The 25,050-nt window shown below is 71.0% G+C and carries 14 protein-coding genes, 1 tRNA gene and 1 rRNA gene; 13 read left to right on the top strand and 3 right to left on the bottom strand.

What is annotated here, in order from left to right; all coding sequences use genetic code 11:
* Positions 1–127: 127 nt before the first annotated feature.
* Positions 128–244 (top strand): 5S ribosomal RNA (gene rrf / locus IE247_RS22345).
* A gap of 45 nt (positions 245–289) precedes the next feature.
* Positions 290–362: transfer RNA gene (locus IE247_RS22350), tRNA-Thr, on the top strand.
* A 114-nt stretch (positions 363–476) separates the two neighbouring features.
* Here IE247_RS22350 and IE247_RS22355 read toward each other — a convergent pair.
* Positions 477–3,131, bottom strand: a complete 2,655-nt coding sequence (locus IE247_RS22355) for a SpoIIE family protein phosphatase (protein WP_190125019.1) — start codon at positions 3,129–3,131, stop codon at positions 477–479.
* Positions 3,132–3,399: 268 nt separating this feature from the next.
* Between IE247_RS22355 and IE247_RS22360 the strand changes: the two genes are divergently transcribed.
* From IE247_RS22360 to IE247_RS22405, 10 genes are all read left to right on the top strand, one after another.
* The gene (locus IE247_RS22360; RefSeq protein WP_190125020.1) at positions 3,400–8,832 is read left to right on the top strand and encodes a HAMP domain-containing protein; all 5,433 of its coding nucleotides are present in this window, start codon (positions 3,400–3,402) and stop codon (positions 8,830–8,832) included.
* A 232-nt stretch (positions 8,833–9,064) separates the two neighbouring features.
* A complete protein-coding gene (locus IE247_RS22365; protein ID WP_190125021.1) occupies positions 9,065–9,754 on the top strand; it encodes a response regulator in 690 nt (229 codons plus the stop codon).
* 165 nt (positions 9,755–9,919) lie between these two features.
* The gene (locus tag IE247_RS22370; protein ID WP_190125022.1) at positions 9,920–12,769 is read left to right on the top strand and encodes a DNA translocase FtsK; all 2,850 of its coding nucleotides are present in this window, start codon (positions 9,920–9,922) and stop codon (positions 12,767–12,769) included.
* A gap of 210 nt (positions 12,770–12,979) precedes the next feature.
* Entirely contained in the window at positions 12,980–13,804 is an 825-nt protein-coding gene (locus IE247_RS22375; protein ID WP_190125023.1) for a helix-turn-helix domain-containing protein, read from the top strand.
* Between the two features lie 71 nt (positions 13,805–13,875).
* The gene (gene rimO, locus IE247_RS22380) at positions 13,876–15,480 is read left to right on the top strand and encodes a 30S ribosomal protein S12 methylthiotransferase RimO (protein WP_229869284.1); all 1,605 of its coding nucleotides are present in this window, start codon (positions 13,876–13,878) and stop codon (positions 15,478–15,480) included.
* Positions 15,477–16,130 carry a CDP-diacylglycerol--glycerol-3-phosphate 3-phosphatidyltransferase gene (gene pgsA / locus IE247_RS22385; RefSeq protein WP_190125024.1) on the top strand — a complete coding sequence of 218 codons (654 nt, stop codon included), beginning with the start codon at positions 15,477–15,479 and terminating at the stop codon, positions 16,128–16,130. The genes rimO and pgsA overlap by 4 nt, the downstream gene beginning before the upstream one ends.
* Positions 16,127–16,636 (top strand): CinA family protein, encoded by a 510-nt coding sequence (locus tag IE247_RS22390; RefSeq protein WP_190125025.1) that lies wholly within the window; start codon positions 16,127–16,129, stop codon positions 16,634–16,636. The genes pgsA and IE247_RS22390 overlap by 4 nt, the downstream gene beginning before the upstream one ends.
* A gap of 109 nt (positions 16,637–16,745) precedes the next feature.
* The gene (locus IE247_RS22395) at positions 16,746–17,129 is read left to right on the top strand and encodes a helix-turn-helix domain-containing protein (protein ID WP_190125026.1); all 384 of its coding nucleotides are present in this window, start codon (positions 16,746–16,748) and stop codon (positions 17,127–17,129) included.
* 240 nt (positions 17,130–17,369) lie between these two features.
* Positions 17,370–17,840, top strand: coding sequence for a Dps family protein (locus IE247_RS22400; protein ID WP_190125027.1), 471 nt, complete (start codon positions 17,370–17,372; stop codon positions 17,838–17,840).
* 141 nt (positions 17,841–17,981) lie between these two features.
* Positions 17,982–18,287, top strand: a complete 306-nt coding sequence (locus IE247_RS22405) for a hypothetical protein (RefSeq protein ID WP_190125028.1) — start codon at positions 17,982–17,984, stop codon at positions 18,285–18,287.
* Positions 18,288–18,353: 66 nt separating this feature from the next.
* On the opposite strand, the gene IE247_RS22410 is transcribed toward IE247_RS22405, so the two are convergent.
* Complete coding sequence (locus IE247_RS22410; RefSeq protein WP_190125029.1) at positions 18,354–19,190, bottom strand: Fpg/Nei family DNA glycosylase; 837 nt, start codon at positions 19,188–19,190, stop codon at positions 18,354–18,356.
* 52 nt (positions 19,191–19,242) lie between these two features.
* Positions 19,243–23,928 (bottom strand): ATP-dependent helicase, encoded by a 4,686-nt coding sequence (locus IE247_RS22415; RefSeq protein ID WP_190125030.1) that lies wholly within the window; start codon positions 23,926–23,928, stop codon positions 19,243–19,245.
* Between the two features lie 76 nt (positions 23,929–24,004).
* Between IE247_RS22415 and IE247_RS22420 the strand changes: the two genes are divergently transcribed.
* Complete coding sequence (locus tag IE247_RS22420; RefSeq protein ID WP_229869285.1) at positions 24,005–24,853, top strand: helix-turn-helix transcriptional regulator; 849 nt, start codon at positions 24,005–24,007, stop codon at positions 24,851–24,853.
* Positions 24,854–25,050 lie beyond the last annotated feature (197 nt).

A 25,050-nucleotide genomic window follows, 5' to 3' on the forward strand; every position in this document is an offset into this window, starting at 1 on the left:
TGTGGAGGTGACCGGTACTAATAGGCCGAGGGCTTGTCCTCAGTTGCTCGCGTCCACTGTGTTGGTTCTGAAACCACGAACAACCCCTTTTTGGCCGGTTGGGTTGTGTTTGTTTGTTTCATAGTGTTTCGGTGGTCATAGCGTTAGGGAAACGCCCGGTTACATTTCGAACCCGGAAGCTAAGCCTTTCAGCGCCGATGGTACTGCAGGGGGGACCCTGTGGGAGAGTAGGACGCCGCCGAACAATTTTTAGCCTCAGTCTCTCGATTCGTTCGAGGGACTGGAGCGTGCCCCAATAGCTCAGTCGGTAGAGCGTCTCCATGGTAAGGAGAAGGTCTGCGGTTCGATTCCGCATTGGGGCTCGGCTAAAAATGAAGGCCCCCGCCAATTGGCGGGGGCCTTTTTTGTTGCCCTTTTTGAGGAACAAGCGAGTCAGGGCCGCCGCGCCTCAGCGCGGCGGCCCTGACCAGGACCCTCTACCCGTGCTGAGGCTCAGGCACCCGCATCACCAGAATGGCCATGTCGTCGGAGGCCGGCTCCGCGGCGAAGCGCTCCACCGCACGCAGTACCCGGGCGGCGACCGCTCCGGCGGTGAGCCCCGTACAACCGGTGAGGACCTCGGTCAGACCCTCGTCACCAAGCATGCGAGTGCCCTCACGGCGCTCTGTGACCCCGTCCGTGACACAGAGCAGGACATCGCCCGGATCCAGGGTCACGGTCTGCTCGAACAGCTCCAGGTCGTCCATGACCCCGAGCAGCGGCTGAGGATCGGCGGCCGGCTCCACCGTGCCGTCCTGGCGCAGGCGCAGCGGGAGGGGATGGCCGGCGCAGACGACCTTGAGCAGGGCGCCGCCGTTCTCCTGAGGGCGGAGCTCGCCGTAGAGCAGGGTGAGGAAACGGCTGCGGGCGCCCTCGTCGAGGATCGCCGCGTTCAGCCGCTCCAGCACCGCCGGGCCGCCGAAGCCCTCACGGGCCAGCAGCCGCAGCGCGTGCCGGGCGAGACCGGTGACGGCGGCCGCCTCCGGGCCCGTACCGCACACATCGCCGATGGCGAATCCGTACACCCCGTCGCTGATGGGGAAGAGGTCGTAGAAGTCGCCGCCGACCTCGTTGCCCTCGCCGGCGGCGCGGTAGATGACCTCCACCTCGACGCCGGGGATGGTGGGCTGCTCCGGCGGCAGCAGGCTGCGCTGGAGGGACTGGCTGATGGCGACGCGCTCCGAGTAGAGGCGGGCGTTGTCGAGAGCGAGGGCGGCTCGGCGGGAGAGATCCTCGGCGAGTTCGAGGATCTCCTGCCGGAAGTGGTCGTCGGAGGGCTTGCCGAGGGTCAGCATGCCGATGACCCGGTTGCGGGCGACCAGCGGCAGGACGACCGTCTCGCCGCCGACCGCGGCGGCCGTGGCCAGGGTCGTGTCGATGCCGGAGGAGACCGGAGGGCCGGAGCCGAGGCCCAGTTCGTGCCGGGAGGTGCGCAGGGCAGCCTGCTGGGCGGCCGCGGCGGGCGCGGTCCAGACGCGGGCGCCGGGGGCCGGCACGGGGTCAGGCGGGGCGATCTTGGACAGCAGCGCCTTGAGGCCGTCGATGCGCTCCTCGTCCTCGTGCAGCACATAGCTGAGGTACGGGTCGGAGGCCTGGTCGGCGATGGTGTAGACGGCGCACCAGGTGGCCAGGGTCGGCACGGTCATCTGTGCCATCAGGGCCAGGGTCTGGTCGCGGTCGAGTGTTCCGGCGAGCAGGTCGGAGGCCTCGACGAGGAAGGAGAGCGAGCCCCGGCGCAGCCGTTCCAGCTCGCCGAGGCGGGCCGACTCGACGGCGAGCGCGATACGGTCGGCGGCGAACTGGAGGCGCAGGGCCTCCTCGTTGGTGTAGCGGCCCGCGGACTCCGCCGCGACGCCGAGCGAGCCGGTGAGTCGGCCCTCGACCTTGAGCGGGACGGTGACGACCGAGCGCATGCCGGTCGAGTTGAGCAGCGGGACCGCGCCGGGGACCGAGGTGAGGTCCTCGTGGACGGCGGGCATCCGGGCGGAGCCGTAGCGGCTGGTGCCGGCCTCGACCGGGACGCGGGCGAAGCGCTGGCGGGCGGAGGGCAGACCGGTGGTCGCCCGGACCTCCAGTTCCGTTTCGTCGTCGGTGGCGAGCAGCAGGAAGGCGGCGTCGCCGTCGAGCATGTCGCGGGCGCGCTCCACCGTGCGCTGGAGGAGTCCGTCGAGGTCGTCGGGGGCGGGGGAGCCGATGAAGACCTCGAACGGGTCCGTGGTGTGCTTGTCGGTCGCGGAGTCGGTGACGGGTACGCGGTGCGGGGTCTGGAGGACGGCCCGCTCGTCGTCGCGCACCAGCAGACAGACGGTGGACGGCTCGCCGTGCGAGTCGCGTACTCGCAGGTGTGAGGCGTACACGGGGATGACGCGGCCGTCGGTGCCGCGGATGCCGTAGCTGCCCTCCCAGCGGGAGAGCCGGAGCGCCTCGGCGATTCCGGTGCCGATCCCGGGGGTGTGGGGCCAGGCGGCGAAGTCCGCCAGTGGCTTGCCGATGACCTGATCGGCCGTGTACCCGAAGACGTGTTCCGCGTCCGCGTTCCAGACGGAGATCGCGCCCGCCGCGTCGATCTGGGCGACGGCGACGCGTACGCGCTCGTCGGCGACGGGGAGCATGGCGGTGGGGAGCGCGGGGCCGGCGGAGCGGGTGCCCACGGGGTGCTGGGGGAGGTCGAGCTGGAACCAGACCTGTTTGTGGGTGGGGGTGTACTCGACGCCCCAGCGTGAGGCGAGGGCGGAGCAGAGCATCAGTCCGCGGCCGTTCTCGCTGTCGAGGCTCGCGAAGGTGTGGCCGGTCGCCTGGATCGGTACCCCGCGTTCCGGGTAGCGGTCGCCCACTTCGACCCGGACGCTGTCCGCGGAGCGCAGACAGAGCACGTCGGCGGCGGTCCCGGCGTGGATGACGGCGTTGGTGACCAGCTCGCTGGTGAGGACCACCGCGTCGTCCACGACTTCGCTGTATCCCCACCCCTGGAGGGTGTCGCGGACGAAGGCGCGGGCGGTCGCGACGGACCGCCCGACGGGGTCGAAAGTGGCAGCCGCCCGGGCGGTGATCACAGAACTCCCTGTACGTGTTTCGACGCCCGGTTCCGCCATGATCGGCCTGCCCCTCCCGGTGCCCGGTGGTCTTCTCGTGCCCAGGTCGACCCGGCCGGGCGGACCGGGGCGGCTGGACAGCCGGATGCCAGGTTACTTACCTTCACTGTCCCAGCGGATGGCGGTCGCCGCTGTTTCCGCCCTGTGGGGGCGGGTACCGCACGCGATGCCGCCGAACTGTTATGGCCTGGTTCCGCATGGGTGAAACACTGGGCAGGCTTCCTGATACAGCTCAGGCAGTACGGTCAACCCCTGCGGGAGGGACACGGTGGAGTCTGGCACGGCGGCGCGTGGCACAAGCACGCGTACGAAAGGCGGACGATCCCGGAGCAATGCGACAACCGAGGTCGATACGGCAGCCCTGAACAGGCTGCTGGCCGGTCTCGTGTCGATGCGCGACGGGAATTTTCGCAAGCGTCTGACCGTGTCGGGCGACGATGTGATGGCCGAGATCGCGGCCGTCTACAACGAGGTCGCCGATCGAAATGTTCATCTCACCGGTGAGATGGCGCGCGTCCGCAGGGTCGTGGGACGTGAGGGAAAGCTCACTGAGCGGCTGGAGACGGGAGCCTGTGAGGGCTCCTGGGCGGCGGCGATCGACGCCTCGAACGCGCTGGTGGACGATCTGTCCCGGCCGGTGTCCGAGGTGGGCCGGGTGCTGTCGGCGGTCGCCGACGGCGATCTGGACCAGCGGATGGAGCTGCGCTCGCACGGCTCGGACGGGGAGGTCCGGCCGCTGCGCGGGGAGTTCCTGAAGGTCGCGCGGACCGTGAACAGCCTGGTGGACCAGTTGTCCGCGTTCACCGACGAGGTGACGCGGGTGGCGCTGGAGGTCGGCACCGAGGGCAAACTCGGCGGCCAGGCCCAGATCCGGGGAGTCTCGGGATCCTGGAAGGATCTCACCGACTCGGTGAACACCATGGCCTTCCGGCTCACCTCCCAGGTGCGGGACATCGCCCTGGTCACGACGGCGGTCGCCAAGGGCGATCTCTCGCAGAAGGTCACCGTCCATGTGGCGGGCGAGATGCTGGAGCTGAAGAACACCGTCAACACGATGGTGGACCAGCTCCAGTCGCTCGGCTCCGAGGTGACCCGGGTGGCCCGTGAGGTCGGCACCGAGGGTGAGCTGGGCGGGCAGGCCGAGGTGCCCGGCGTCGCCGGGGTGTGGAAGGACCTCACCGACTCCGTCAACACCATGGCCGGGAATCTGACCTCGCAGGTGCGCGGCATCGCGGAGGTGACCACCGCGGTCGCCAACGGCGATCTCTCGCAGAAGGTGACCGTCAGCGCGCGCGGCGAGGTCGCCCAGCTCGCCGAGACCATCAATCAGATGACCGAGACGCTGCGCACCTTCGCGGACGAGGTCACCCGGGTGGCGAGCGAGGTCGGTGCGGAGGGACTGCTCGGAGGTCAGGCACAGGTGCCCGGCGCGGCCGGCACCTGGAAGGACTTGACCGACTCGGTCAACACCGTCTTCCGCAATCTGACCACACAGGTGCGGGACATCGCGCAGGTGACGACGGCGGTGGCCAATGGCGATCTGTCGCAGAAGGTCACGGTCGACGTGGCCGGGGAGATGCTGGAGCTGAAGAACACCGTCAACACGATGGTGGACCAGCTCCAGTCCTTCGGTTCCGAGGTCACTCGTGTGGCCCGCGAGGTCGGCGTGGAGGGCCGACTCGGCGGTCAGGCGCATGTGCCGGGGGCCGCCAACACCTGGAAGGACCTCACCGATTCGGTGAACACGGCCTTCCATAACCTCACCGGCCAGGTGCGGGACATCGCGCAGGTGACGACGGCGGTCGCCAATGGCGATCTGTCGCAGAAGGTCACGGTCGTCGTCGCCGGGGAGATGCTGGAGCTGAAGAACACTGTCAACACGATGGTGGCGCAGCTGTCGTCCTTCGCCGACCAGGTCACCGGGATGGCCCGGGACGTGGGCACCGAGGGCCGGCTCGGCGGTCAGGCGCGGGTCGAGGGAGTCAGCGGCACCTGGAAGGAGCTGACCGACTCCGTCAACTTCATGGCCGGGAATCTCACCTCCCAGGTCCGGCAGATCGCGCAGGTGACCACGGCGGTCGCGCGAGGCGATCTGTCGCAGAAGATCGATGTGGATGCCCGGGGCGAGATCCTGGAGCTGAAGAACACCATCAATACGATGGTCGACCAGCTCTCCGCCTTCGCCGAGCAGGTGACGCGGGTGGCGCGCGAGGTGGGCACCGACGGGCGGCTCGGCGGTCAGGCGCAGGTGCCGGGCGTCGCCGGGGTGTGGCGTGATCTGACGGACTCCGTGAACGGCATGGCGGGGAATCTGACCTCGCAGGTCCGCAATATCGCCCAGGTCGCCACCGCCGTGGCGCGCGGAGATCTGTCGCAGAAGATCGAAGTGGACGCGCGCGGCGAGATCCTGGAGCTGAAGAACACGCTCAACACCATGGTCGACCAGCTCTCGAACTTCGCCGAGCAGGTCACCAGGGTCGCGCGCGAGGTGGGCACCGAGGGCATCCTCGGCGGGCAGGCCGAGGTGCAGGGCGTCTCCGGCACCTGGAAGGACCTCACCCAGTCCGTCAACTTCATGGCGAACAATCTGACCTCGCAGGTCCGCAATATCGCCGAGGTGACCACCGCGGTCGCCAAGGGAGATCTCTCGAAGAAGATCACCGTCGATGCCAAGGGTGAGATCCTCGAACTGGTGACGACCGTGAACACCATGGTCGACCAGCTGCTGGACTTCGCCGACGAGGTGACCAGGGTCGCCCGTGAGGTCGGCACCGAGGGAGTGCTGGGCGGCCAGGCGCGGGTGCGCGGGGTCACCGGCATCTGGAAGGACCTCAGTGACAACGTCAATCTGATGGCCAACAACCTGACCAGCCAGGTCCGTAATATCGCGCGGGTCTCGGCGGCGGTCGCGGGCGGGGATCTGACCAAGAAGGTGACCGTCGAGGCGCGCGGCGAGGTCGCCGAACTCGCCGACACCGTCAACACGATGGTCACGACCCTCTCCTCGTTCGCGGACGAGGTGACCCGGGTGGCGCGCGAGGTGGGCACCGACGGGCGGCTCGGCGGTCAGGCGCAGGTGCCCGGAGTCTCCGGGACCTGGAAGGACCTCACCGAGTCGGTGAACTCGATGGCGTCCAATCTGACCGGACAGGTGCGGCAGATCGCCACCGTCACCACCGCCATCGCCCAGGGCGACCTGACCCGGAAGATCGACATCGATGCCCGGGGCGAGATCCTGGAGCTGAAGACCACCATCAATACGATGGTCGATCAGCTGTCGTCGTTCGCCGGGGAGGTCACCCGGGTGGCACGCGAAGTGGGCACCGACGGGCAGTTGGGCGGTCAGGCCCGGGTGCGTGACGTCGACGGCACCTGGCGCGACCTCACCGAGTCGGTGAACGAGATGGCCGGGAACCTCACCCGGCAGGTGCGGGCGATCGCCGCCGTGGCCACCGCGGTCACCAGGGGCGATCTCAACCTGAAGATCGATGTGGACGCGGCCGGCGAGATCCAGGTCCTCCAGGACAACATCAATACGATGATCGCGAATCTCCGTGACACCACCCTCGCCAATGAGGAGCAGGACTGGCTCAAGGGGAATCTGGCCCGGATCTCCGGGCTGATGCAGGGGCGGCGGGATCTGGGCGACGTGGCCTCGCTGATCATGAGCGAGCTGACACCGGTCGTCTCGGCCCAGCACGGCGCGTTCTTCCTGGCGGTGCAGACCGGCGGCCAGGGCGTCGTCGGCGGCCGGGGGGATTCCTCGTACGAGCTGGTCATGCGGGCCAGTTACGGCTACTCGGCCGGACTGATGCCCACCTCCTTCCGGCCCGGCGAGACGCTGATCGGGACGGCGGCGGAGGAGAAGCGGACCATCCAGGTCAATGTTCCGCCGGGTTATCTGAAGATCTCCTCCGGGCTGGGGGAGGCCTCGCCCGCCCATGTGATCGTGCTGCCGGTGCTCTTCGAGGGGAAGGTGCTCGGAGTGATCGAGCTGGCGTCGTTCCAGCCGTTCACCCAGATCCAGCGGGACTTCCTCAACCAGATCGCCGAGATGATCGCGACGAGCGTCAACACCATCAGCGTCAACACCAAGACCGAGGTGCTGCTCCACCAGTCGCAGGAGCTGACCGAGCAACTGCGGGAGCGCTCGGCTGAGCTGGAGAACCGGCAGAAGGCGCTTCAGTCGTCCAACGCCGAACTGGAGGAGAAGGCCGAGCTGCTGGCGCAGCAGAATCGGGACATCGAGGTCAAGAACACCGAGATCGAGGAGGCCCGGCAGGTGCTGGAGGAGCGCGCCGAGCAGCTCGCCGTCTCGATGCGCTACAAGAGCGAGTTCCTGGCGAACATGTCGCACGAGCTGCGCACTCCGCTGAACTCGCTGCTGATTCTCGCCAAGCTGCTCGCCGACAACGCGGAGGGCAATCTCTCGCCGAAGCAGGTGGAGTTCGCCGAGACGATCCACGGGGCCGGTTCGGATCTGCTCCAGCTGATCAACGACATTCTCGATCTGTCGAAGGTCGAGGCGGGCAAGATGGACGTGAGTCCGACCCGGATCGCCCTGGTGCAGCTGGTGGACTATGTGGAGGCGACCTTCCGGCCGCTGACCGCGGAGAAGGGACTCGACTTCTCCGTACGGGTCTCTCCCGAGCTGCCCGCGACGCTCCACACCGATGAGCAGCGGCTTCTCCAGGTGCTGCGCAATCTGCTGTCGAACGCGGTGAAGTTCACCGACTCCGGCGCGGTGGAGCTGGTGATCCGGCCGGCCAACTCCGATGTGCCGCAGTCGATCCGGGAACAGCTGCTGGAGGTCGGCTCGCTGCGGGATCCGGACGCCGCTCTGATCGCCTTCTCGGTGACGGACACCGGGATCGGGATCGCGGCGGGCAAGATGCGGGTGATCTTCGAGGCGTTCAAGCAGGCGGACGGCACGACGAGCCGCAAGTACGGCGGCACCGGGCTCGGGCTGTCGATCAGCCGGGAGATCGCGCGGCTGCTCGGCGGGGAGATCCACGCGGCGAGCGAGCCCGGCCGGGGCTCCACGTTCACGCTTTATCTGCCTCTTCACCCGAGCGAATTGCCGCCCAACGGCCATGGGGCGGCCGGTGCGGATGTGCCGAGCCCGCAGGACAGCCTTCCGCAGCTCGAACTGAGCATGCCCGAGCCGCACTCTCCGTCCGCCACGCTCTTCCGGCGGCGGCGCAAGGCGATCGGGGCCACGGAGGAGCGGGTCGCGCTGCCCTCGTCCGGCATCCCCACCGCGGGGCGGGGCGGTCACGCGACCGCGGTCCCCGAGCCGCCGGAGCCGCGGCGCACCTTCAGCTTCGACAATGAGAAGGTGCTGATCGTCGACGACGACATCCGCAATGTCTTCGCGCTCACCAGCGTTCTGGAGCAGAACGGGCTGACGGTGCTGTACGCGGAGAACGGCCGGGAGGGCATCGAGGTGCTGGAGCAGCACGACGATGTGACGGTCGTTCTGATGGACATCATGATGCCGGAGATGGACGGGTACGCGACGACGACGGCGATCCGCAGGATGCCGCAGTTCGCGGGGCTGCCGATCATCGCGCTCACCGCGAAGGCGATGAAGGGCGACCGGGAGAAGGCGATCGAGTCGGGGGCCTCGGACTATGTCACCAAGCCGGTGGACCCCGACCATCTGCTCTCGGTGATGGAGCAGTGGATGCGCCGGCGGTGACCGGGCGGGCCCGGGAGTCAGTGGATACGGGAACCTTCCGGGCCCCCGCCGCGTTTCCGCTGTGGGTGCCGTGACATCGTGGTGACAGGGTGTGGCGGCGGGCAGGGTGCGGCTACCATGACCGGCACAACATTGGGCGACGCAAGCAAGTCGTCCCCTGGGGCGGCGCCGCAGGCGTCTCCCGGCTCGCGGGAGCCGGACAGACCCCAGGCCGGGGCGAGGAGGACGGGGCATGGTGCAGAAGGCCAAGATCCTCCTGGTCGATGACCGGCCGGAGAATCTGCTGGCGTTGGAGGCCATTCTCTCCGCGCTCGATCAGACACTGGTACGGGCATCGTCAGGGGAGGAAGCGCTCAAGGCGCTGCTGACGGACGACTTCGCGGTCATTCTGCTGGACGTTCAGATGCCCGGCATGGATGGATTCGAGACCGCCGCGCACATCAAGCGCCGGGAGCGGACCCGGGACATCCCGATCATCTTTCTCACGGCGATCAACCACGGCCCGCACCACACCTTCCGGGGATACGCGGCCGGTGCGGTCGACTACATCTCCAAGCCGTTCGACCCCTGGGTGCTGCGGGCGAAGGTCTCGGTCTTCGTCGAGCTGTACATGAAGAACTGCCAACTGCGGGAGCAGGCGGCACTGCTGCGGCTCCAGCTCGACGGCGGGGCCGGGGCCCAGTCGGGCACGGGGAACGCCGCCAGGGAGTCGGTCGGGCTGCTCGCCGAGCTGTCCGCGCGGCTCGCGGCCGTCGAGGAGCAGGCCGAAGCGCTCTCCAAACAGCTGGACGACGAGTCCGCCGACGCGGCCGCCGTCGCCACCGCCGCCCATCTCGAACGCAAACTGACCGGTCTTCGCCGGGCACTGGACGCGCTGGAGCCCGGCACCGGCGGGCCCTCCGCACTGCCCTCGCAGGGCTGAGCGGCGAATTCCGTACGGGGGTCCAGCGGTGCGCGCACCGCTGGACCGGGGCCGTACCGCCCTGGCTGAGAGTCCGTCACCCGGGCGGCGCGGCCGGGGCGACACGAACGGGTGAAGCGGTGGGCACACGTGTCCGCCGCCCCCGACACCGGTAACCTCACCACCATGGCCTCACGTACGTCCGGCAAGGGTTCCCAGAGCGCGGCGGGCACCGCGAAACCGCGTGCCGGCCGTACGGGCGGCGGTGCCGCGGGCGCCGCCGGTGCGGGCGGTGCCGGTGCGGGCGGTGCCGCCAAGAAGGCGGCCAAGGGCCCGGCCGCGAAGCCCGCGCCGGGGAAGGGGAAACGGGCTCCCGCCGGGAAGGCGGCGCCCGTGAAGAGGACGGCCCCCAGGAAGACGGCGGCGAAGAAGCCCCCGCCCAAACCCGCCCCCTCGCCGACCGGCGGCGTGTACCGCATGGCGCGCGCCTGCTGGCTGGGTCTCGCCCATGGCGTGGGCGCGCTGCTGAGAGGCATAGGGCGCGGCGCGCGGGGGCTCGACCCGGCGCACCGCAAGGACGGCCTCGCCCTGCTACTGCTGGGTCTCGCCCTGATCGTCGCCGCCGGCACCTGGTCCCAGCTGCGCGGCCCGGTCGGCGATCTGGTCGAGCTGCTGGTGACGACGGCGTTCGGCAGGCTCGATCTGCTGGTGCCCATACTGCTCGGAGTGATCGCCGTCCGTCTGATTCTGCACCCGGAGAAACCCGAAGCGAACGGCCGGATCGTGATCGGGCTCTCCGCCCTGGTCATCGGGGTGCTGGGACAGGTGCACATCGCCTGCGGCGCTCCGGAGCGCGCGGACACCGAGGCCATCCAGGACGCGGGCGGCCTCATCGGCTGGGCCGCCGCCACCCCGCTGGTCTTCATGGTGGGCACGGTGCTGGCCGTACCGCTGCTGGTGCTGCTCACCGTCTTCGGGCTGCTGGTCGTGACCGCCACCCCGGTCAACGCCATTCCCCAGCGGCTGCGTCTCCTCGGCTCCCGGCTGGGCCTGGTCGAGCCGCCGTACGACCGGCGCGCCGCCGAGGGGTTTGAGGACTCCGACGACGACCGGCGGTACGAGGAGCAGTGGCGCGAAGCGGTGCCGGGGCGGGTGCGGCGCGCGCCCGCGCGCCGGGGCGACGAGCCCGATCCGTACGCCCCCGAGCAGGCCGAGGCGGAGGCGCTCACCCGGCGGCGCAAGCCGCGCGGGGCCTCCGACCGGCGTCCCGGCGAGCGTCCGATGGACGCCGTGGATGTGGCGGCGGCAGCGGCCGCCGCGCTCGACGGCGCGGTCTACAACGGGCTGCCGCCCTCTCCGGTGGTCGCCGATCTGACCAAGGACGTCACCGCCGAGCGGTCCGGCGCCGCCACCCCGGTGCCGCCCGCCCGTGAGGCGCGCAAGCGGCCGGAGCCGGCCGGCGGGCGCGCCGCCGGGGGAGTCGTGCCGGATCTCACGAAGCCCGCGCCCGAGGTGTCCCAGCCGCTGCCGGCCCGGGCCGAGCAGCTGAGGCTCTCCGGGGACGTGACCTACTCGCTGCCCTCGCTCGATCTGCTGGAGCGCGGCGGCCCGGGCAAGACGCGCAGCGCCGCCAATGACGCGATCGTCGCCTCGCTCACCAATGTGTTCACGGAGTTCAAGGTCGACGCGGCCGTCACCGGCTTCACCCGGGGGCCGACGGTGACCCGGTACGAGGTGGAGCTGGGCCCGGCGGTGAAGGTCGAGCGGATCACGGCGCTGACCAAGAACATCGCGTACGCCGTCGCCAGTCCCGACGTACGGATCATCTCCCCGATCCCGGGGAAGTCGGCGGTCGGCATCGAGATTCCCAACACCGACCGCGAGATGGTCAATCTGGGCGATGTGCTGCGGCTGGCGGACGCGGCGGAGGACGACCATCCGATGCTGGTCGCGCTCGGCAAGGACGTCGAGGGCGGCTATGTGATGGCCAACCTGGCGAAGATGCCGCACATCCTGGTCGCCGGAGCCACCGGTTCCGGAAAGTCCTCCTGCATCAACTGCCTGATCACCTCGGTGATGATAAGGGCGACTCCGGAGGATGTCCGGATGGTGCTGGTCGACCCCAAGCGGGTCGAGCTGACCGCCTACGAGGGCATTCCGCACCTGATCACGCCGATCATCACCAACCCCAAGCGGGCCGCCGAGGCGCTCCAGTGGGTCGTGCGCGAGATGGATCTGCGGTACGACGATCTCGCGGCCTACGGGTACCGGCACATCGACGACTTCAACCAGGCCATCCGCTCCGGCAAGGTCAAACTTCCCGAGGGCAGCGAGCGCGAGCTGAAGCCCTATCCGTATCTGCTGGTCATCGTGGACGAGCTGGCGGATCTGATGATGGTCGCGCCGCGTGACGTCGAGGACGCCATCGTCCGGATCACCCAGCTCGCGCGGGCCGCCGGCATCCATCTCGTGCTGGCCACCCAGCGGCCCTCCGTCGATGTCGTCACCGGTCTGATCAAGGCGAATGTGCCCTCCAGGCTCGCCTTCGCCACCTCCTCGCTCGCCGACAGCCGGGTCATCCTCGACCAGCCCGGCGCGGAGAAGCTGATCGGCAAGGGCGACGGGCTCTTCCTGCCGATGGGCGCGAACAAGCCGACCCGGATGCAGGGGGCGTTCGTCACCGAGGACGAGGTCGCCGTCGTCGTCCAGCACTGCAAGGATCAGATGGCCCCCGTCTTCCGGGAGGACGTCGTCGTCGGCACCCAGCGGAAGAAGGAGATCGACGAGGAGATCGGGGACGATCTCGACCTGCTCTGCCAGGCCGCCGAGCTGGTGGTCTCCACCCAGTTCGGCTCCACCTCGATGCTCCAGCGCAAGCTGCGCGTCGGCTTCGCCAAGGCCGGGCGGCTGATGGACCTCATGGAGTCCCGGAACATCGTCGGACCCAGCGAGGGGTCCAAGGCACGTGACGTTCTTGTGAAACCTGAGGAGCTGGAAGGCGCGCTCGCCGTGATCCGGGGGGAGCCTCACCCGTAAGGGTTTGGCTCGGAGGCGGTTTGGCGGGCAACCGTTTCCCCCGGTCGAACGTCAAGTTGGAGAAAGGGACGGGAAAACCCGCCCCGTCACCCGGACGGCCATCGGCCATACCGATGGCGTACAAACTCCGGTCGCCCGGTTGCCCCACCCTTTCGTACCAGCCCTACACTGAACCTCCAGCAGGTGGTTACACGCTCGAAAGGCGCCCTCGTGTCCATCGGCAACTCCCCCGAAGACGACCGGCCTTTCCCCGAGGACGACCGGCCTTCCATCGGTCATGTCCTCCACCAGGCCCGTATCGCGGCCGGGCTGACCGTCGACGAGGTCAGCGCCGCCACCCGGGTGCGGGTCCCGATCATTCACGCGATCGAGCAGGACGACTTCACCCGCAGCGGTGGCGATGTGTACGCCCGCGGCCACATCCGCATGATCGCGGGGGCGGTCCGGCTCGATCCCGCGCCGCTGGTCGCGCAGTACGACGCCGAGCACGGCGGGCGGCCCGCGCCGACCCCCGCCGCGCCGCTGTTCGAGGCGGAGCGCATCCGTCCGGAGCCGCGGCGTCCCAACTGGACCGCGGCCATGGTCGCCGCGATCGTCGCCGTCGTCGGTTTCGTCGGCTTCACCCTCTTCAACGGCGGCGGGGACACCACCGGCCGCGCCGACCAGGTGGCGGAGGGGCCCGCTCCCGCGGCGAAGCCCTCCAAGGCCCCGAGCGGCAAGCCCGCCGACCCCAAGCCCGACCCCTCGGACAGCGCCATCGCCGCCGTCCCGAAGGACAAGGTCACCGTCAAACTCTCCGTCGTGGACTCCAAGAGCTGGATCTCGGCCAAGTCCCACAACGGCAAACTCCTCTTCGACGGGACCCTCGTCAAGGGCGACTCCAAGACCTTCCAGGACGACGAGCGGATCGATCTCATCCTCGGAAACGCCGGGGCGATCGAGCTGTACGTCAATGGAAAGAAGGTCGAGGACGCCTTCCGCCCCGGTCAGGTGGAGCGCCTGTCCTACACCGAGGGCGACCCCCAGGCCGGCTGAGGCCGCCCGCCCGGCGGCCCGGGGAGCCCTCGCGGCAGGGGCGTGGGCCAGGACAAAGTAGTCTTGAGTCCATGCCCGAACGCCGTACCGTCGCCCTTGTCACTCTTGGCTGCGCCCGTAACGAGGTGGACTCGGAGGAGCTCGCAGGCCGCTTGGCAGCGGACGGCTGGGAGCTTGTCCAGGAAGCCGCCGACGCGGATGTCGCAGTCGTCAACACCTGCGGTTTCGTGGAGGCCGCCAAGAAGGACTCCGTCGACGCCCTTCTCGAAGCCAATGACCTCAAGGACCACGGCAGAACCCAGGCCGTGGTCGCCGTCGGCTGTATGGCCGAGCGGTACGGCAAGGAGCTGGCCCAGGCCCTCCCCGAAGCCGATGGCGTCCTCGGATTCGACGACTACGCAGACATCTCCGACCGGCTTCAGACCATCCTCAGCGGCGGGGTCCACGCCTCGCACACCCCGCGCGACCGCCGCAAGCTGCTGCCGCTGACCCCCGCCGACCGCCAGAAGGCCTCCGGGGTCGCCCTGCCCGGCCACGGCGACCCGGGCCGGTCCGCCGCCGAGCCCGCCGACGCCCCGCTGGTCGACCTCGCGGACCTCGCCGACCTGCCGGAGGGCGTCGCCCCCGTCTCCGGGCCGAGGGCCCCGCTCCGCCGCAGACTGGGCACCAGCCCGGTGGCGTCCGTCAAACTCGCCTCCGGCTGCGACCGGCGCTGCTCCTTCTGCGCCATCCCCTCCTTCCGGGGATCCTTCATCTCCCGGCGGCCCAGCGACGTCCTCGGCGAGACCCGCTGGCTGGCCGAGCAGGGCGTCAAGGAGGTCATGCTCGTCTCCGAGAACAACACCTCCTACGGCAAGGACCTCGGCGACATCCGACTGCTGGAGAGCCTGCTGCCCGAGCTGGCGGCGGTCGACGGCATCGAGCGGGTCCGGGTGAGCTACCTCCAGCCCGCCGAGATGCGCCCCGGGCTGATCGACGTGCTGACCTCCACGCCGAAGATCGCGCCGTACTTCGACCTCTCCTTCCAGCACTCCGCGCCCGCCGTGCTGCGCTCGATGCGCCGCTTCGGCGACACCGAGCGGTTCCTGGAACTGCTCCAGACCATCCGCTCCAAGGCCCCGCAGGCCGGAGTGCGCTCCAACTTCATCGTCGGCTTCCCCGGCGAGAGCGAGAGCGACTTCGCCGAGCTGGAACGCTTCATCACCCACGCGCGCCTGGACGCCATCGGTGTGTTCGGCTACTCCGACGAGGACGGCACCGAAGCCGCCACCTACGAGCACAAACTCGACGACGAGGTCATCTCGGAGCGGCTGGACCATCTCTCCCGGCTCGCGGAGGAGCTGACCGCCCAGCGCGCCGAGGAGCGCCTCGGGGAGAGCCTTGAGGTGCTGGTCGAGTCGGTGGACGGGGAGGACGGCGCGGTCGGCCGCGCCGCGCACCAGGCCCCCGAGACCGACGGGCAGATCGTCTTCACCGCGCGCGAGGGTCTGGTACCCGGCCGTATGGTCATGGCCAAGGCGGTCGGCGCGGAAGGCGTCGATCTGGTGGCCGAGTACCTCGGGGACCTTCCGGCCGGCCACTCGGCCCCGGAGGGCGAAGCGCCGGACAAGCACCGCGTCCGGGGCGCCGACGCTCTGGCCGCCCTGCGGATCCCGGGCGAGGAGGCGGGCAGATGACCGGAGTGCCGGCATCCGCGGGGGGCGGCACCGGTAGGCCCGCACCCGGCGGCAAGCTGGGCGCTGCGGCCGTCAATCAGGCCAGCCTCTGGAACATCGCCAACATCCTCACCATGGTGCGGCTCGTTCTGGTGCCCGCCTTCGTGCTGCTGCTGTTCCAGGACGGCGGATACGACCCGGCCTGGCGCGCCTGGGCGTGGGCGGCGTTCGCGGTCGCCATGATCACCGACATCTTCGACGGGCATCTGGCGCGCACCTACAACCTGGTCACCGACTTCGGGAAGATCGCCGACCCGATCGCCGACAAGGCGATCATGGCCGCCGGGCTGATCGGTCTGTCGGTCCTCGGCGATCTGCCCTGGTGGGTCACCGGGCTGATCCTCTTCCGTGAGCTGGGGATCACCCTGATGCGCTTCTGGGTGATCCGTCACGGCGTGATTCCCGCCAGTCGCGGCGGCAAGATGAAGACCCTCGTCCAGGGCACCGCCGTCGGAATGTACGTCCTGGCGCTGACCGGTCCACTGGCCACCCTCCGCTTCTGGGTGATGGCACTGGCCGTCGTGCTGACGCTTCTCACCGGTCTCGACTATGTGCGGCAGGCGATCGTGCTGCGCCGCCAGGGGCTGGCCAAGGCGCGGGGAACGGCGTGAGCACTGCGGCCAGGATCCTTCAGGCGCTTGCGGAGCGTGGCGAGACCGTGGCCGTCGCGGAGTCGCTCACGGGTGGTCTGGTGGCCGCCGAGCTGACATCGGTGCCGGGCGCCTCGGCCGCTTTCCGGGGTTCGGTGACGGCGTACGCGACCGAGCTGAAGCGCGAGGTGCTGGGCGTCGACGGGACCCTCCTGGCGCAGCGCGGAGCGGTTGATCCGCAGGTCGCGATGGAGATGGCGGCGGGTGTGCGCAGTGCTCTGGGGGCCGGCTGGGGCATCGCCACCACCGGAGTCGCCGGGCCCGAGCCGCAGGACGGACAGCCCGTCGGGACGGTTTACGCGGCGGTCCGGGGGCCGGACGGAACAGGGAAAGTGGCCACTCTGCGATTGAACGGGACCCGGGCGGAAATCCGTAGAGAGAGTGTACGGAGCGTGCTCGGGCTACTCCTGGACGAACTCCTGGGGCCGGAGCGGGCACAGGATACGGAACAGAACGGGGGGAATTGATGTTTGCAGCCCTGAGTGAACACGACATCGCTCCCCGCACGGCCGCAGCACTAGGCGGTACGGTGGGGCGTGAAGGATGCGGCTACGCGGTCCGAGGAGGGAGCCACCGATGATTCTGCTCCGTCGCCTGCTGGGTGACGTGCTGCGTCGGCAGCGCCAGCGCCAGGGCCGTACTCTGCGCGAAGTCTCCTCGTCCGCCCGGGTTTCGCTCGGTTATCTCTCCGAGGTGGAGCGGGGGCAGAAGGAGGCATCCTCCGAGCTGCTCTCCGCGATCTGCGACGCGCTTGACGTACGGATGTCCGAGCTCATGCGTGAAGTGAGCGACGAACTGTCGCTGGCCGAACTGGCCGCGTCGGCAGCGGCGAGTGAGCCGGTGCCCGCGCCAGTGAGGTCGATGCTGAATTCCGTCTCCGTGAAGTCGGTGGCGGGTGTACCGACGGAGCGGGTGACGATCAAGGCGCCGGCGGAAGCCGTCGACGTCGTCGCCGCGTAGTTCTCGCGGCTCTGAGCCGCGAGCGCGGTGCGGGAACGAAATGATGTGAGCCGAGCCCCGGCCACTGCCCTGACGGGCGGCGGACCGGGGCTTTCGCTGTTTCGGGGGCACTTTTGCCCGGCGGTTTGGTGGGTAGGCGACCTTTTGGGCCGGTTCGGGTTCGGTGAATGCCGTCCGAATGTCTGGTTCGGGGGCCTATGTCATGGTGGAAATCACCGAACAACCGAGTGGAGGATCCCTATGTCCGTCGTCAAGAGCCCGTTGTCCGATGCCGACCTCAAGGCGGTCGGAGAGGCGCTGCGGGGCGCACTCGTGGATCTGGTGGATCTCTCTCTGGTCGCCAAGCAGGTGCACTGGAATGTCGTGGGCCCGCGCTTCCGCTCCGTTCACCTCCAGCTCGACGAGGTGGTGGACACCGCCCGGCTGCACTCGGACACGGTCGCCGAGCGCTGTTCGGCGATCGGGGTCTCCCCGGACGGCCGGTCGGCGACCGTCGCCTCGCGGAGCGCGATCGGCGCGGTGCCGGAGGGCTGGATCAAGGACGTGGACGCGGTCCAGGTGCTCGTCCGCGCGCTCGGCGTGGTGATCGTGCGGATGCGAGAGCGCATCGTGGCCACCGGGGACCCGGATCCGGTGAGCCAGGACATCCTGATCGGGCTCACGGGAGACCTTGAGAAGCACGCCTGGATGTTCCAGGCGGAGAGCGCCTGAGGCGTCGGCGGGCGGTGGCGGGAGCGGCTCGGGGACATGGCTGTACGGGCCCGCGCGGCGCTCTGTGCGCCGGGGCCTGCACCCGGTGCGCCCTCCCTGGGGTGATCGCGCCGGTCTAGCGTGGTCCGGAGGGAGGCAGCCATGGCACGTCGCGCGGGTGCCCTCGGACGTGTGGCCCTCGCCCTGGCCCTGCTCGCGGCGGGCGGGGTGTGGTGGTGGGCCGTTCTGCGGCTGCTGCTCGTCCCGGAGCGGACCGGGCTGGTCGAGGGGTTCGTGGCGGCCGGCGGCTGGGGCCTGAGCCTGCTGCCGGTCCATGTGACGGCCTACCGGGGCCGCAGAGGCGTCCGGCGAGTGGTCGGCGATCTCCGGAGTGTGGTCGAGGACGCCAGGGGCGCGGTGGGCGCGGGAGTCACCAGGGCCTCGGCGCGCCGCCGCTCGGGCGGCTGATCCGCCGGCCTGGCCGTCGCGCGCGACGGGATTCACCCGTTCGGAGTACGGAGTGCGAGGCGCGTGTCAGCCCGGCGGGCCCGACTGGCAGCCGGGGCACCAGTAGCTGATCCGCTCGCCGCCGCCCGCCGTGCTCCGCGGATGCTGTACGGCGGTGGGCGCGGCCTCCTGGGACCTGCGGACGGGAGTGCCGCAGCGGGGGCAGGGGCGGCCGGCCCGGCCGTAGACATGGAGCCGGTCCCGGGACGCGGACCCGGGGGCCGTGGTCCGGCGTTCGACGGCGTCCTTGTTCGCCTCCAGCAGCCGGTGCGCGGTGGCGATGAGCCGCTCGGGGACTCCTTCGGGCAGCTCGCCCACCGGCAGCCACGGTGTGACCCGGGCGAGGAAGGCCAGCTCCGACTTGTAGACATTGCCGATCCCGGCGAGATTCCGCTGATCGAGCAGGGCCTCGCCCAGCGGGCGGGCGGGATCGGAGAGCAGCCGCGCCAGGGCGGTGCCGGGGTCCCAGTCCGGGCCCAGCGGATCCGGTCCGAGATGGCCGACCACCGTCTCCTCGTCCGCGGTGCGCAGCAGCTCCAGCACCGGGAGGCGGTAGCCGACGGCGGTGTGGGAGGCGTTGCCCAGGACGGCCCGGATCTGGTGGGCGGGTCCGCCGTGCCAGCGCTCACCCGCCGTGAAGACGCGCCATGCCCCGTCCATCCGCAGATGCGAGTGCAGGGTGAGTCCGCCCTCGATCCGGGTGAGGAGATGCTTGCCGCGCGGGACCACATCCACCACGGGCCGCCCGGTGAGATCGGCGGTGGCGAATTTGGGCACCCGCAGATCGAACCGGGTGAGCACACGGCCCGCGAGGGCCGCGCGCAGTCGCTTCGCGGTCCGCCAGACGGTGTCTCCTTCGGGCATGGATCCATCATGCGGGACCGGCCCGCGGTGCCGGGGCCCGGCGGGCCCGGGATCAGGGGCGTATGCGCAGGCCCCGGGGGGTGGCGTGGAAGCCCGCCGTCTCCAGGGCGCGGGCGGGTGGGGAGGTCAGGGCCGGGACGCCGTTCACCCGCTCCACCGTCACGGTGCCCAGGGTGCCCGCGCGGGCCGCGCCCGACAGCGCCTCGGCGGCCGTGCGGAGCGCGGGGGCCTCCGGGTCCGTCTCCCAGGTCAGCAGGGTCTTGCCGCCGCGCTCCAGGTAGAGCGCCAGCTCACCGTCGACCAGCACCACCAGGGAGCCCGCCTTTCTGCCCGGCTTGTGGCCCGCGCCGTCCGGCGGCTCGGGCCAGGGGAGGGCCGCGCCGTAGGCGTTGGCCGGGTCCGCCGCCGCCAGCACCACGGCACGAGGGGCCGTGCGGCCGTCGGCACGCTCCCGCGCGCTCGCCGCCGCGCGCAGCCGGTCCACCGCGCCGTCCATCGCGAACTGGGCCGCGCCCAGCCCCTCCACCACATAGCCGCGCCGCGCCTGTCCGCTGTCCTCGAAGGCCGACAGCACGCGGTACACGGCCGAGAAGCCGCCCGGCACCCCTTCCGCTGCGACCGCGCCCCGGGTCACCACGCCGTGGCGGTCCAGCAGGGTGCGGGCCAGCGCATGGGCCCGATGGGTCGGGTCGGGCTCGGCGGCGGGGAGGAGGGACCAGCGTCCGCCGACCGTCGGCGGCCCGTTGCGCGAGGCGGGCCGGGCCGTCGACACCAGAGGGCCGTATCTGCCCCGGGGGACGGTCCTTCTGGCGCGGTGGGCGGTGGACCCCGAGGTGCGGCCCGAACCGAGCAGGGCGCGCAGGGGAGCGAGCGTGTCATTGGTGAGCCGCCCGGACCAGGCCAGCTCCCAGACGGCGTCGGCCAGCTGAGGGTCCGTCACATCCGGGTGGGTGGTGGCCCGCACCTGGTCGGCGATCTGGCGGAAGAACAGCCCGTACCCCGGGGCGAGGGCGGTGAGGACCGACTCGTGGAGCGCGGTGGGCTCCAGCGGGTGCGGCGGGGGGAGCAGCAGCGGCGCGGCTTCCGCGAGATGGAGCGAGACCCAGCCGTCCTTGCCGGGCAGTGAGCCGGCTCCGGCCCAGAGGACCTCGCCGCTGGTGGTCAGCTCGTCCAGCAGGGCGGGGGTGTAGCCGTGCACCCGGGACGGCAGGATCAGTCTCTCCAGCGCGGACGCGGGCACGGCGACGCCCTGGAGCTGTTCGACCGCCCGGGCCAGGCCGTCGACTCCGCGCAGGCCGCTGTCGCCCAGATGCTGCCACTGGGGGAGGAAGGCTGCCAGGGTGGCGGCGGGCACCGGCTCCACCTCCTGGCGCAGTGCCGCCAGCGAGCGCCGTCGCAGCCTGCGCAGCACGGTCGTGTCGCACCACTCCTGACCGATGCCCGCGGGGTGGAACTCGCCCTGGACCACCCGGCCGGCCGCGGCCAGCCGCTGGAGGGCCCCTTCCGTGACGGCGGCGCCGAGGCCGAAGCGGGCCGCGGCCGCGGTCGAGGTGAACGGGCCGTGGGTGCGCGCGAAGCGGGCGAGGAGGTCGCCCAGCGGGTCCTTGACCGGTTCGGTGAAGGCTTCCGGGACGCCGACGGGGAGCGCGGTGCCGAGGGCGTCCCGCAGTCTGCCCGCGTCCTCGACGGCCGCCCAGTGGTCCGCGCCCGCGACCCGGACCCGGATGGCCCGCCGGGTCTCGGCCAGCTCTTCGGGCCAGCGCGGATCCGCGCCGCGCTCGGCCAGCTCGGCCCCGGTCAGCGGGCCGAGGATCCGCAGCAGGTCGGCGACGCCCTCCGCGTCCTTCACCCTTCTGTCCTCGGTGAGCCATCGCAGCTCGCGCTCCAGCTCGGTGAGGACATCGGCGTCGAGGAGTTCGCGCAGCTCCGCCTGGCCGAGCAGCTCGGCCAGGAGACGGGAGTCCAGGGAGAGCGCGGCGGCGCGGCGCTCGGCGAGCGGCGAGTCCCCCTCGTAGATGAACTGGGCGACATAGCCGAAGAGGAGGGAGCGGGCGAAGGGCGAGGGCTCCGGGGTGGTCACCTCGACCATACGGACCCGGCGGGACTCGATGTCGCCCATCAGCTCGGTGAGGCCGGGTACGTCGAAGACGTCCTGGAGGCATTCGCGCACCGCTTCCAGGACGATCGGGAACGATCCGAACTCGCTCGCCACCTGGAGCAGCTGGGACGCGCGCCGGCGCTGCTGCCACAGCGGGGTGCGTCTGCCCGGTGAGCGTCGCGGCAGCAGCAGCGCGCGGGCCGCGCACTCGCGGAACCGGGAGGCGAACAGGGCCGAGCCGCCCACCTGGTCGGTGACGAGCCCGCCGATCTCCCCCTGCTCGAAGACCGCGTCGGCCGCGCCGACGGGGGCCCGGTCGCCGTCGAAGGCGGTGTCCGAGTGGTCCGGCCGGGCGGGGGCCGCCTCCAGCGGGTCCAGGTCCATCGGGTCGGTGTCCGGCAGCCGCAGCACGATTCCGTCGTCGGCGTGCATGACCTGTGCGTCCATGCCGTACCGCTCGGAGAGACGGGCGCCGAGGGCCAGTGCCCAGGGGGCGTGCACCTGAGCGCCGAACGGGGAGTGGATCACCACGCGCCAGTCGCCCAGCTCGTCCCGGAACCGCTCTACCAGGATCGTCCGGTCGTCGGGGACATGGCCGCAGGCCCGGCGCTGCTCGTCGAGGTAGGCGAGGACATTGTCCGCGGCCCAGGCGTCGAGGCCGGCGGCCAGCAGCCGCGACCGGGCGTCGGCGACCGGCAGCCCGCCGATCTCCCGCAGGAAGGCGCCCACCGCCCGCCCCAGCTCCAGGGGCCTGCCGAGCTGGTCGCCCTTCCAGAACGGCAGCCTGCCCGGCACCCCGGGCGCGGGGGAGACCAGCACCCGGTCGCGGGTGATGTCCTCGATCCGCCAGGAGGTGGTGCCCAGGGTGAAGACATCGCCCACCCGGGACTCGTACACCATCTCCTCGTCCAGCTCCCCGACCCGGCCCCCGCCCTTCTTGGGGTCGGCCCCCGCGAGGAAGACGCCGAACAGCCCGCGGTCCGGGATGGTGCCGCCGGAGGTGACGGCGAGCCGCTGCGCGCCGGGCCGGCCCGTGACCGTGCCCGTGACGCGGTCCCAGACCACGCGCGGGCGCAGCTCGGCGAAGGCGTCGGAGGGGTACCGCCCGGCGAGCATGTCGAGGACGGCGGTGAACGCCGAGTCCGGCAGCGCGGAGAAGGGGGCCGCGCGGCGGGCGAGCGCCAGCAGGTCGTCGGCCTGCCGGTTGTCCATCGCGACCATCGCGACGAGCTGCTGGGCCAGCACGTCCAGTGGGTTGGACGGGATCCGCAGCGCCTCGATGGAGCCGGTGCGCATCCGCTCGGTCACCACGGCGGCCTGGACCAGATCGCCCCGGTACTTGGGGAAGACGACGCCGGTGGAGACCGCGCCCACCTGGTGTCCGGCCCTGCCGACCCGCTGGAGGCCCGAGGCTACGGACGGGGGCGACTCGACCTGGACGACCAGATCGACCGCGCCCATGTCGATGCCCAGCTCCAGGCTGGAGGTGGCCACCACGGCGGGCAGCCGGCCGGCCTTCAGATCCTCCTCGACCTGGGCGCGCTGCTCCTTGGAGACCGAACCGTGATGGGCACGGGCCAGGAGCGGCGGCGCGCCCTGGGCGGCCCCGGACTGGGCCATGATCTCGGCAGGAGGCGATTTGGCCGGTGCGGGGCCGCCGGAGCCGTCCGGGCCGCCGGAGCCCGGTGCGTCGAACGCGGTGCCGGTGGCGCGCTCGTAGGCGATCTCGTTGAGGCGGTTGCACAGACGCTCGGCGAGCCGGCGGGAGTTGGCGAAGACGATCGTGGAGCGGTGGGACTGGACGAGGTCGGCGATCCTCTCCTCGACATGCGGCCAGATCGAGGGTCTGTCCCCGCCGTCGGGGGAGGCCGAGGCCTGGGAGGCGGGGGAGCCGCCCAGCTCTCCCAGATCCTCGACGGGGACGACCACCGAAAGATCGAACTCCTTGCCCGACGGCGGCTGGACGATCTCCACCCGCCGGCCGGGGGAGAGATAGCGGGCGACCTCCTCCACCGGGCGTACCGTCGCCGACAGGCCGATCCGGCGGGCCGGGCGGGGCAGCAGCTCGTCCAGCCGCTCCATGGAGAGGGCGAGATGCGCGCCCCGCTTGGTGCCCGCGACCGCGTGCACCTCGTCCAGGATCACTGTCTCCACGCCCGACAGCGCGTCCCGGGCGGCGGAGGTGAGCATCAGGAACAGCGATTCGGGCGTGGTGATCAGGATGTCCGGCGGTCTGGTGGCCAGCGATCTGCGCTCGGCGGGCGGGGTGTCGCCCGAGCGGATGCCGACCCGGACCTCCGGCTCGGGCAGCCCCAGCCGGACCGCCTCCTGCCGGATGCCGGTCAGCGGGGAGCGGAGATTGCGCTCCACATCGACGGCGAGAGCCTTCAGCGGGGAGATGTACAGCACTCGGCAGCGCGCCTTGGCGTCCGCCGGCGGGGGAGTGGACGCCAGCCGGTCCAGCGCGGCGAGGAACGCCGCCAGTGTCTTTCCCGAGCCGGTGGGGGCCACCACCAGGACGTCCGAGCCCTCGCCGATCGCCCGCCAGGCCCCTTCCTGGGCGGCGGTGGGCGCGCTGAAGGCTCCGGTGAACCAGCTCCGGGTCGCGGCGGAGAAGGAGTCGAGCGCAGTCCTGGTCATGTCCTCCATCGTGCACCGTGCCTCTGACAATCGGTCCGCGCCGCGGGAGAGGGGGCCTTCGGAGGAGAATGGAGCCGTGGACCGGCCGGCGGAACGTGAGTGGGCGAGGCACTGGAAGCACGAGAAGCTGCCGGGCCTCGATCTGCTGCGGGCCCGCTATGTCAGCCACACCTTCCGCCGCCACAGCCACGAGGGCTTCACCCTCGGCGCGATCAGCGGCGGGGTGGAGGAGGTGGGCATGCCGGAGGGCATCGTCACCGCCCGCGCCAACAGCGTCGTCATGATCAACCCGGAGGTGCCGCACTCGGCCCGCGCCGGAGGGCCCGAGGGCTGGACCTACGCGACGCTCTACCCCTCGGTCGAACTGGTCTCCGGGATAGCCGACGAGGTCGGCTCCCTCCGGGGCACACCGGGATTCGACTCGGTGATCGCCCACGATCCGCACGGCGCTGAGCTGATACGGGCGGTGCATCTCGCGGCGGAGGCCGGGAACGCGCTCGCCGCCGACAGCCTGCTCCGGATCGCCGTCGCCCGCCTCCTCGCCCGCTACGGCGGCCGGCTGCCCTCCCGTACCCCGCAGGACTCCGGAGCCCGCACGGCGGCCGCCGCCCGGGCCCTGCTGGCGGAGCGGATGGCCGATCCGCCGTCGCTGGAAGGGCTGGCGAAGGAGCTGGACACCAGCTCCTTCGCCCTGCTCCGGGCCTTCAAGAGGGTCTACGGCATGCCGCCGCACACCTGGCTGACCGATGCCAGGGTCCGCCGTGCCCGTCTCCTCCTGGAGGACGGGACGGCCCCGGCGGAGGCGGCCCACACCGTCGGGTTCACCGATCAGTCACATCTGAACCGTCATTTCACCCGGATCGTGGGAGTGCCGCCCGGCGCGTACCGCAGGGAGCGCGCCCGCAAGAACGTACAAGACCGCTGACAGAGCCCCGCGTACCGTCCGCCGGGTGGCAGAACAGAAAATTCAGCGAAAGACAGATCCACCGGTGGAACCCGTCATGTCCCGAATAACCGGCACCGGCACCGGCACCGGGACCGGCACCCGGGGCGGGGGCGGGGGCCGGGGCGGGCGGGGGGGGGGGCAGGCCCCCCCCCCCCCCGCGCCCGCCGCCCCCCGCG

Origin of the sequence: Streptomyces inusitatus, assembly GCF_014651115.1 — a bacterium.
Taxonomy (GTDB): Bacteria; Actinomycetota; Actinomycetes; order Streptomycetales; family Streptomycetaceae; genus Streptomyces; species Streptomyces amakusaensis.

What these genes read in the sequence shown, in the direction of transcription:
- IE247_RS22415 (WP_190125030.1), bottom strand. Translation starts at nt 23,928, where the DNA reads ATGACCAGGACTGCGCTCGACTCCTTCTCCGCCGCGACCCGGAGCTGG.
- IE247_RS22365 (WP_190125021.1), top strand. Translation starts at nt 9,065, where the DNA reads ATGGTGCAGAAGGCCAAGATCCTCCTGGTCGATGACCGGCCGGAGAAT.
- pgsA (WP_190125024.1), top strand. Translation starts at nt 15,477, where the DNA reads ATGACCGGAGTGCCGGCATCCGCGGGGGGCGGCACCGGTAGGCCCGCA.
- IE247_RS22410 (WP_190125029.1), bottom strand. Translation starts at nt 19,190, where the DNA reads ATGCCCGAAGGAGACACCGTCTGGCGGACCGCGAAGCGACTGCGCGCG.
- IE247_RS22355 (WP_190125019.1), bottom strand. Translation starts at nt 3,131, where the DNA reads ATGGCGGAACCGGGCGTCGAAACACGTACAGGGAGTTCTGTGATCACC.
- IE247_RS22395 (WP_190125026.1), top strand. Translation starts at nt 16,746, where the DNA reads ATGATTCTGCTCCGTCGCCTGCTGGGTGACGTGCTGCGTCGGCAGCGC.
- IE247_RS22370 (WP_190125022.1), top strand. Translation starts at nt 9,920, where the DNA reads ATGGCCTCACGTACGTCCGGCAAGGGTTCCCAGAGCGCGGCGGGCACC.
- IE247_RS22405 (WP_190125028.1), top strand. Translation starts at nt 17,982, where the DNA reads ATGGCACGTCGCGCGGGTGCCCTCGGACGTGTGGCCCTCGCCCTGGCC.
- rimO (WP_229869284.1), top strand. Translation starts at nt 13,876, where the DNA reads ATGCCCGAACGCCGTACCGTCGCCCTTGTCACTCTTGGCTGCGCCCGT.
- IE247_RS22400 (WP_190125027.1), top strand. Translation starts at nt 17,370, where the DNA reads ATGTCCGTCGTCAAGAGCCCGTTGTCCGATGCCGACCTCAAGGCGGTC.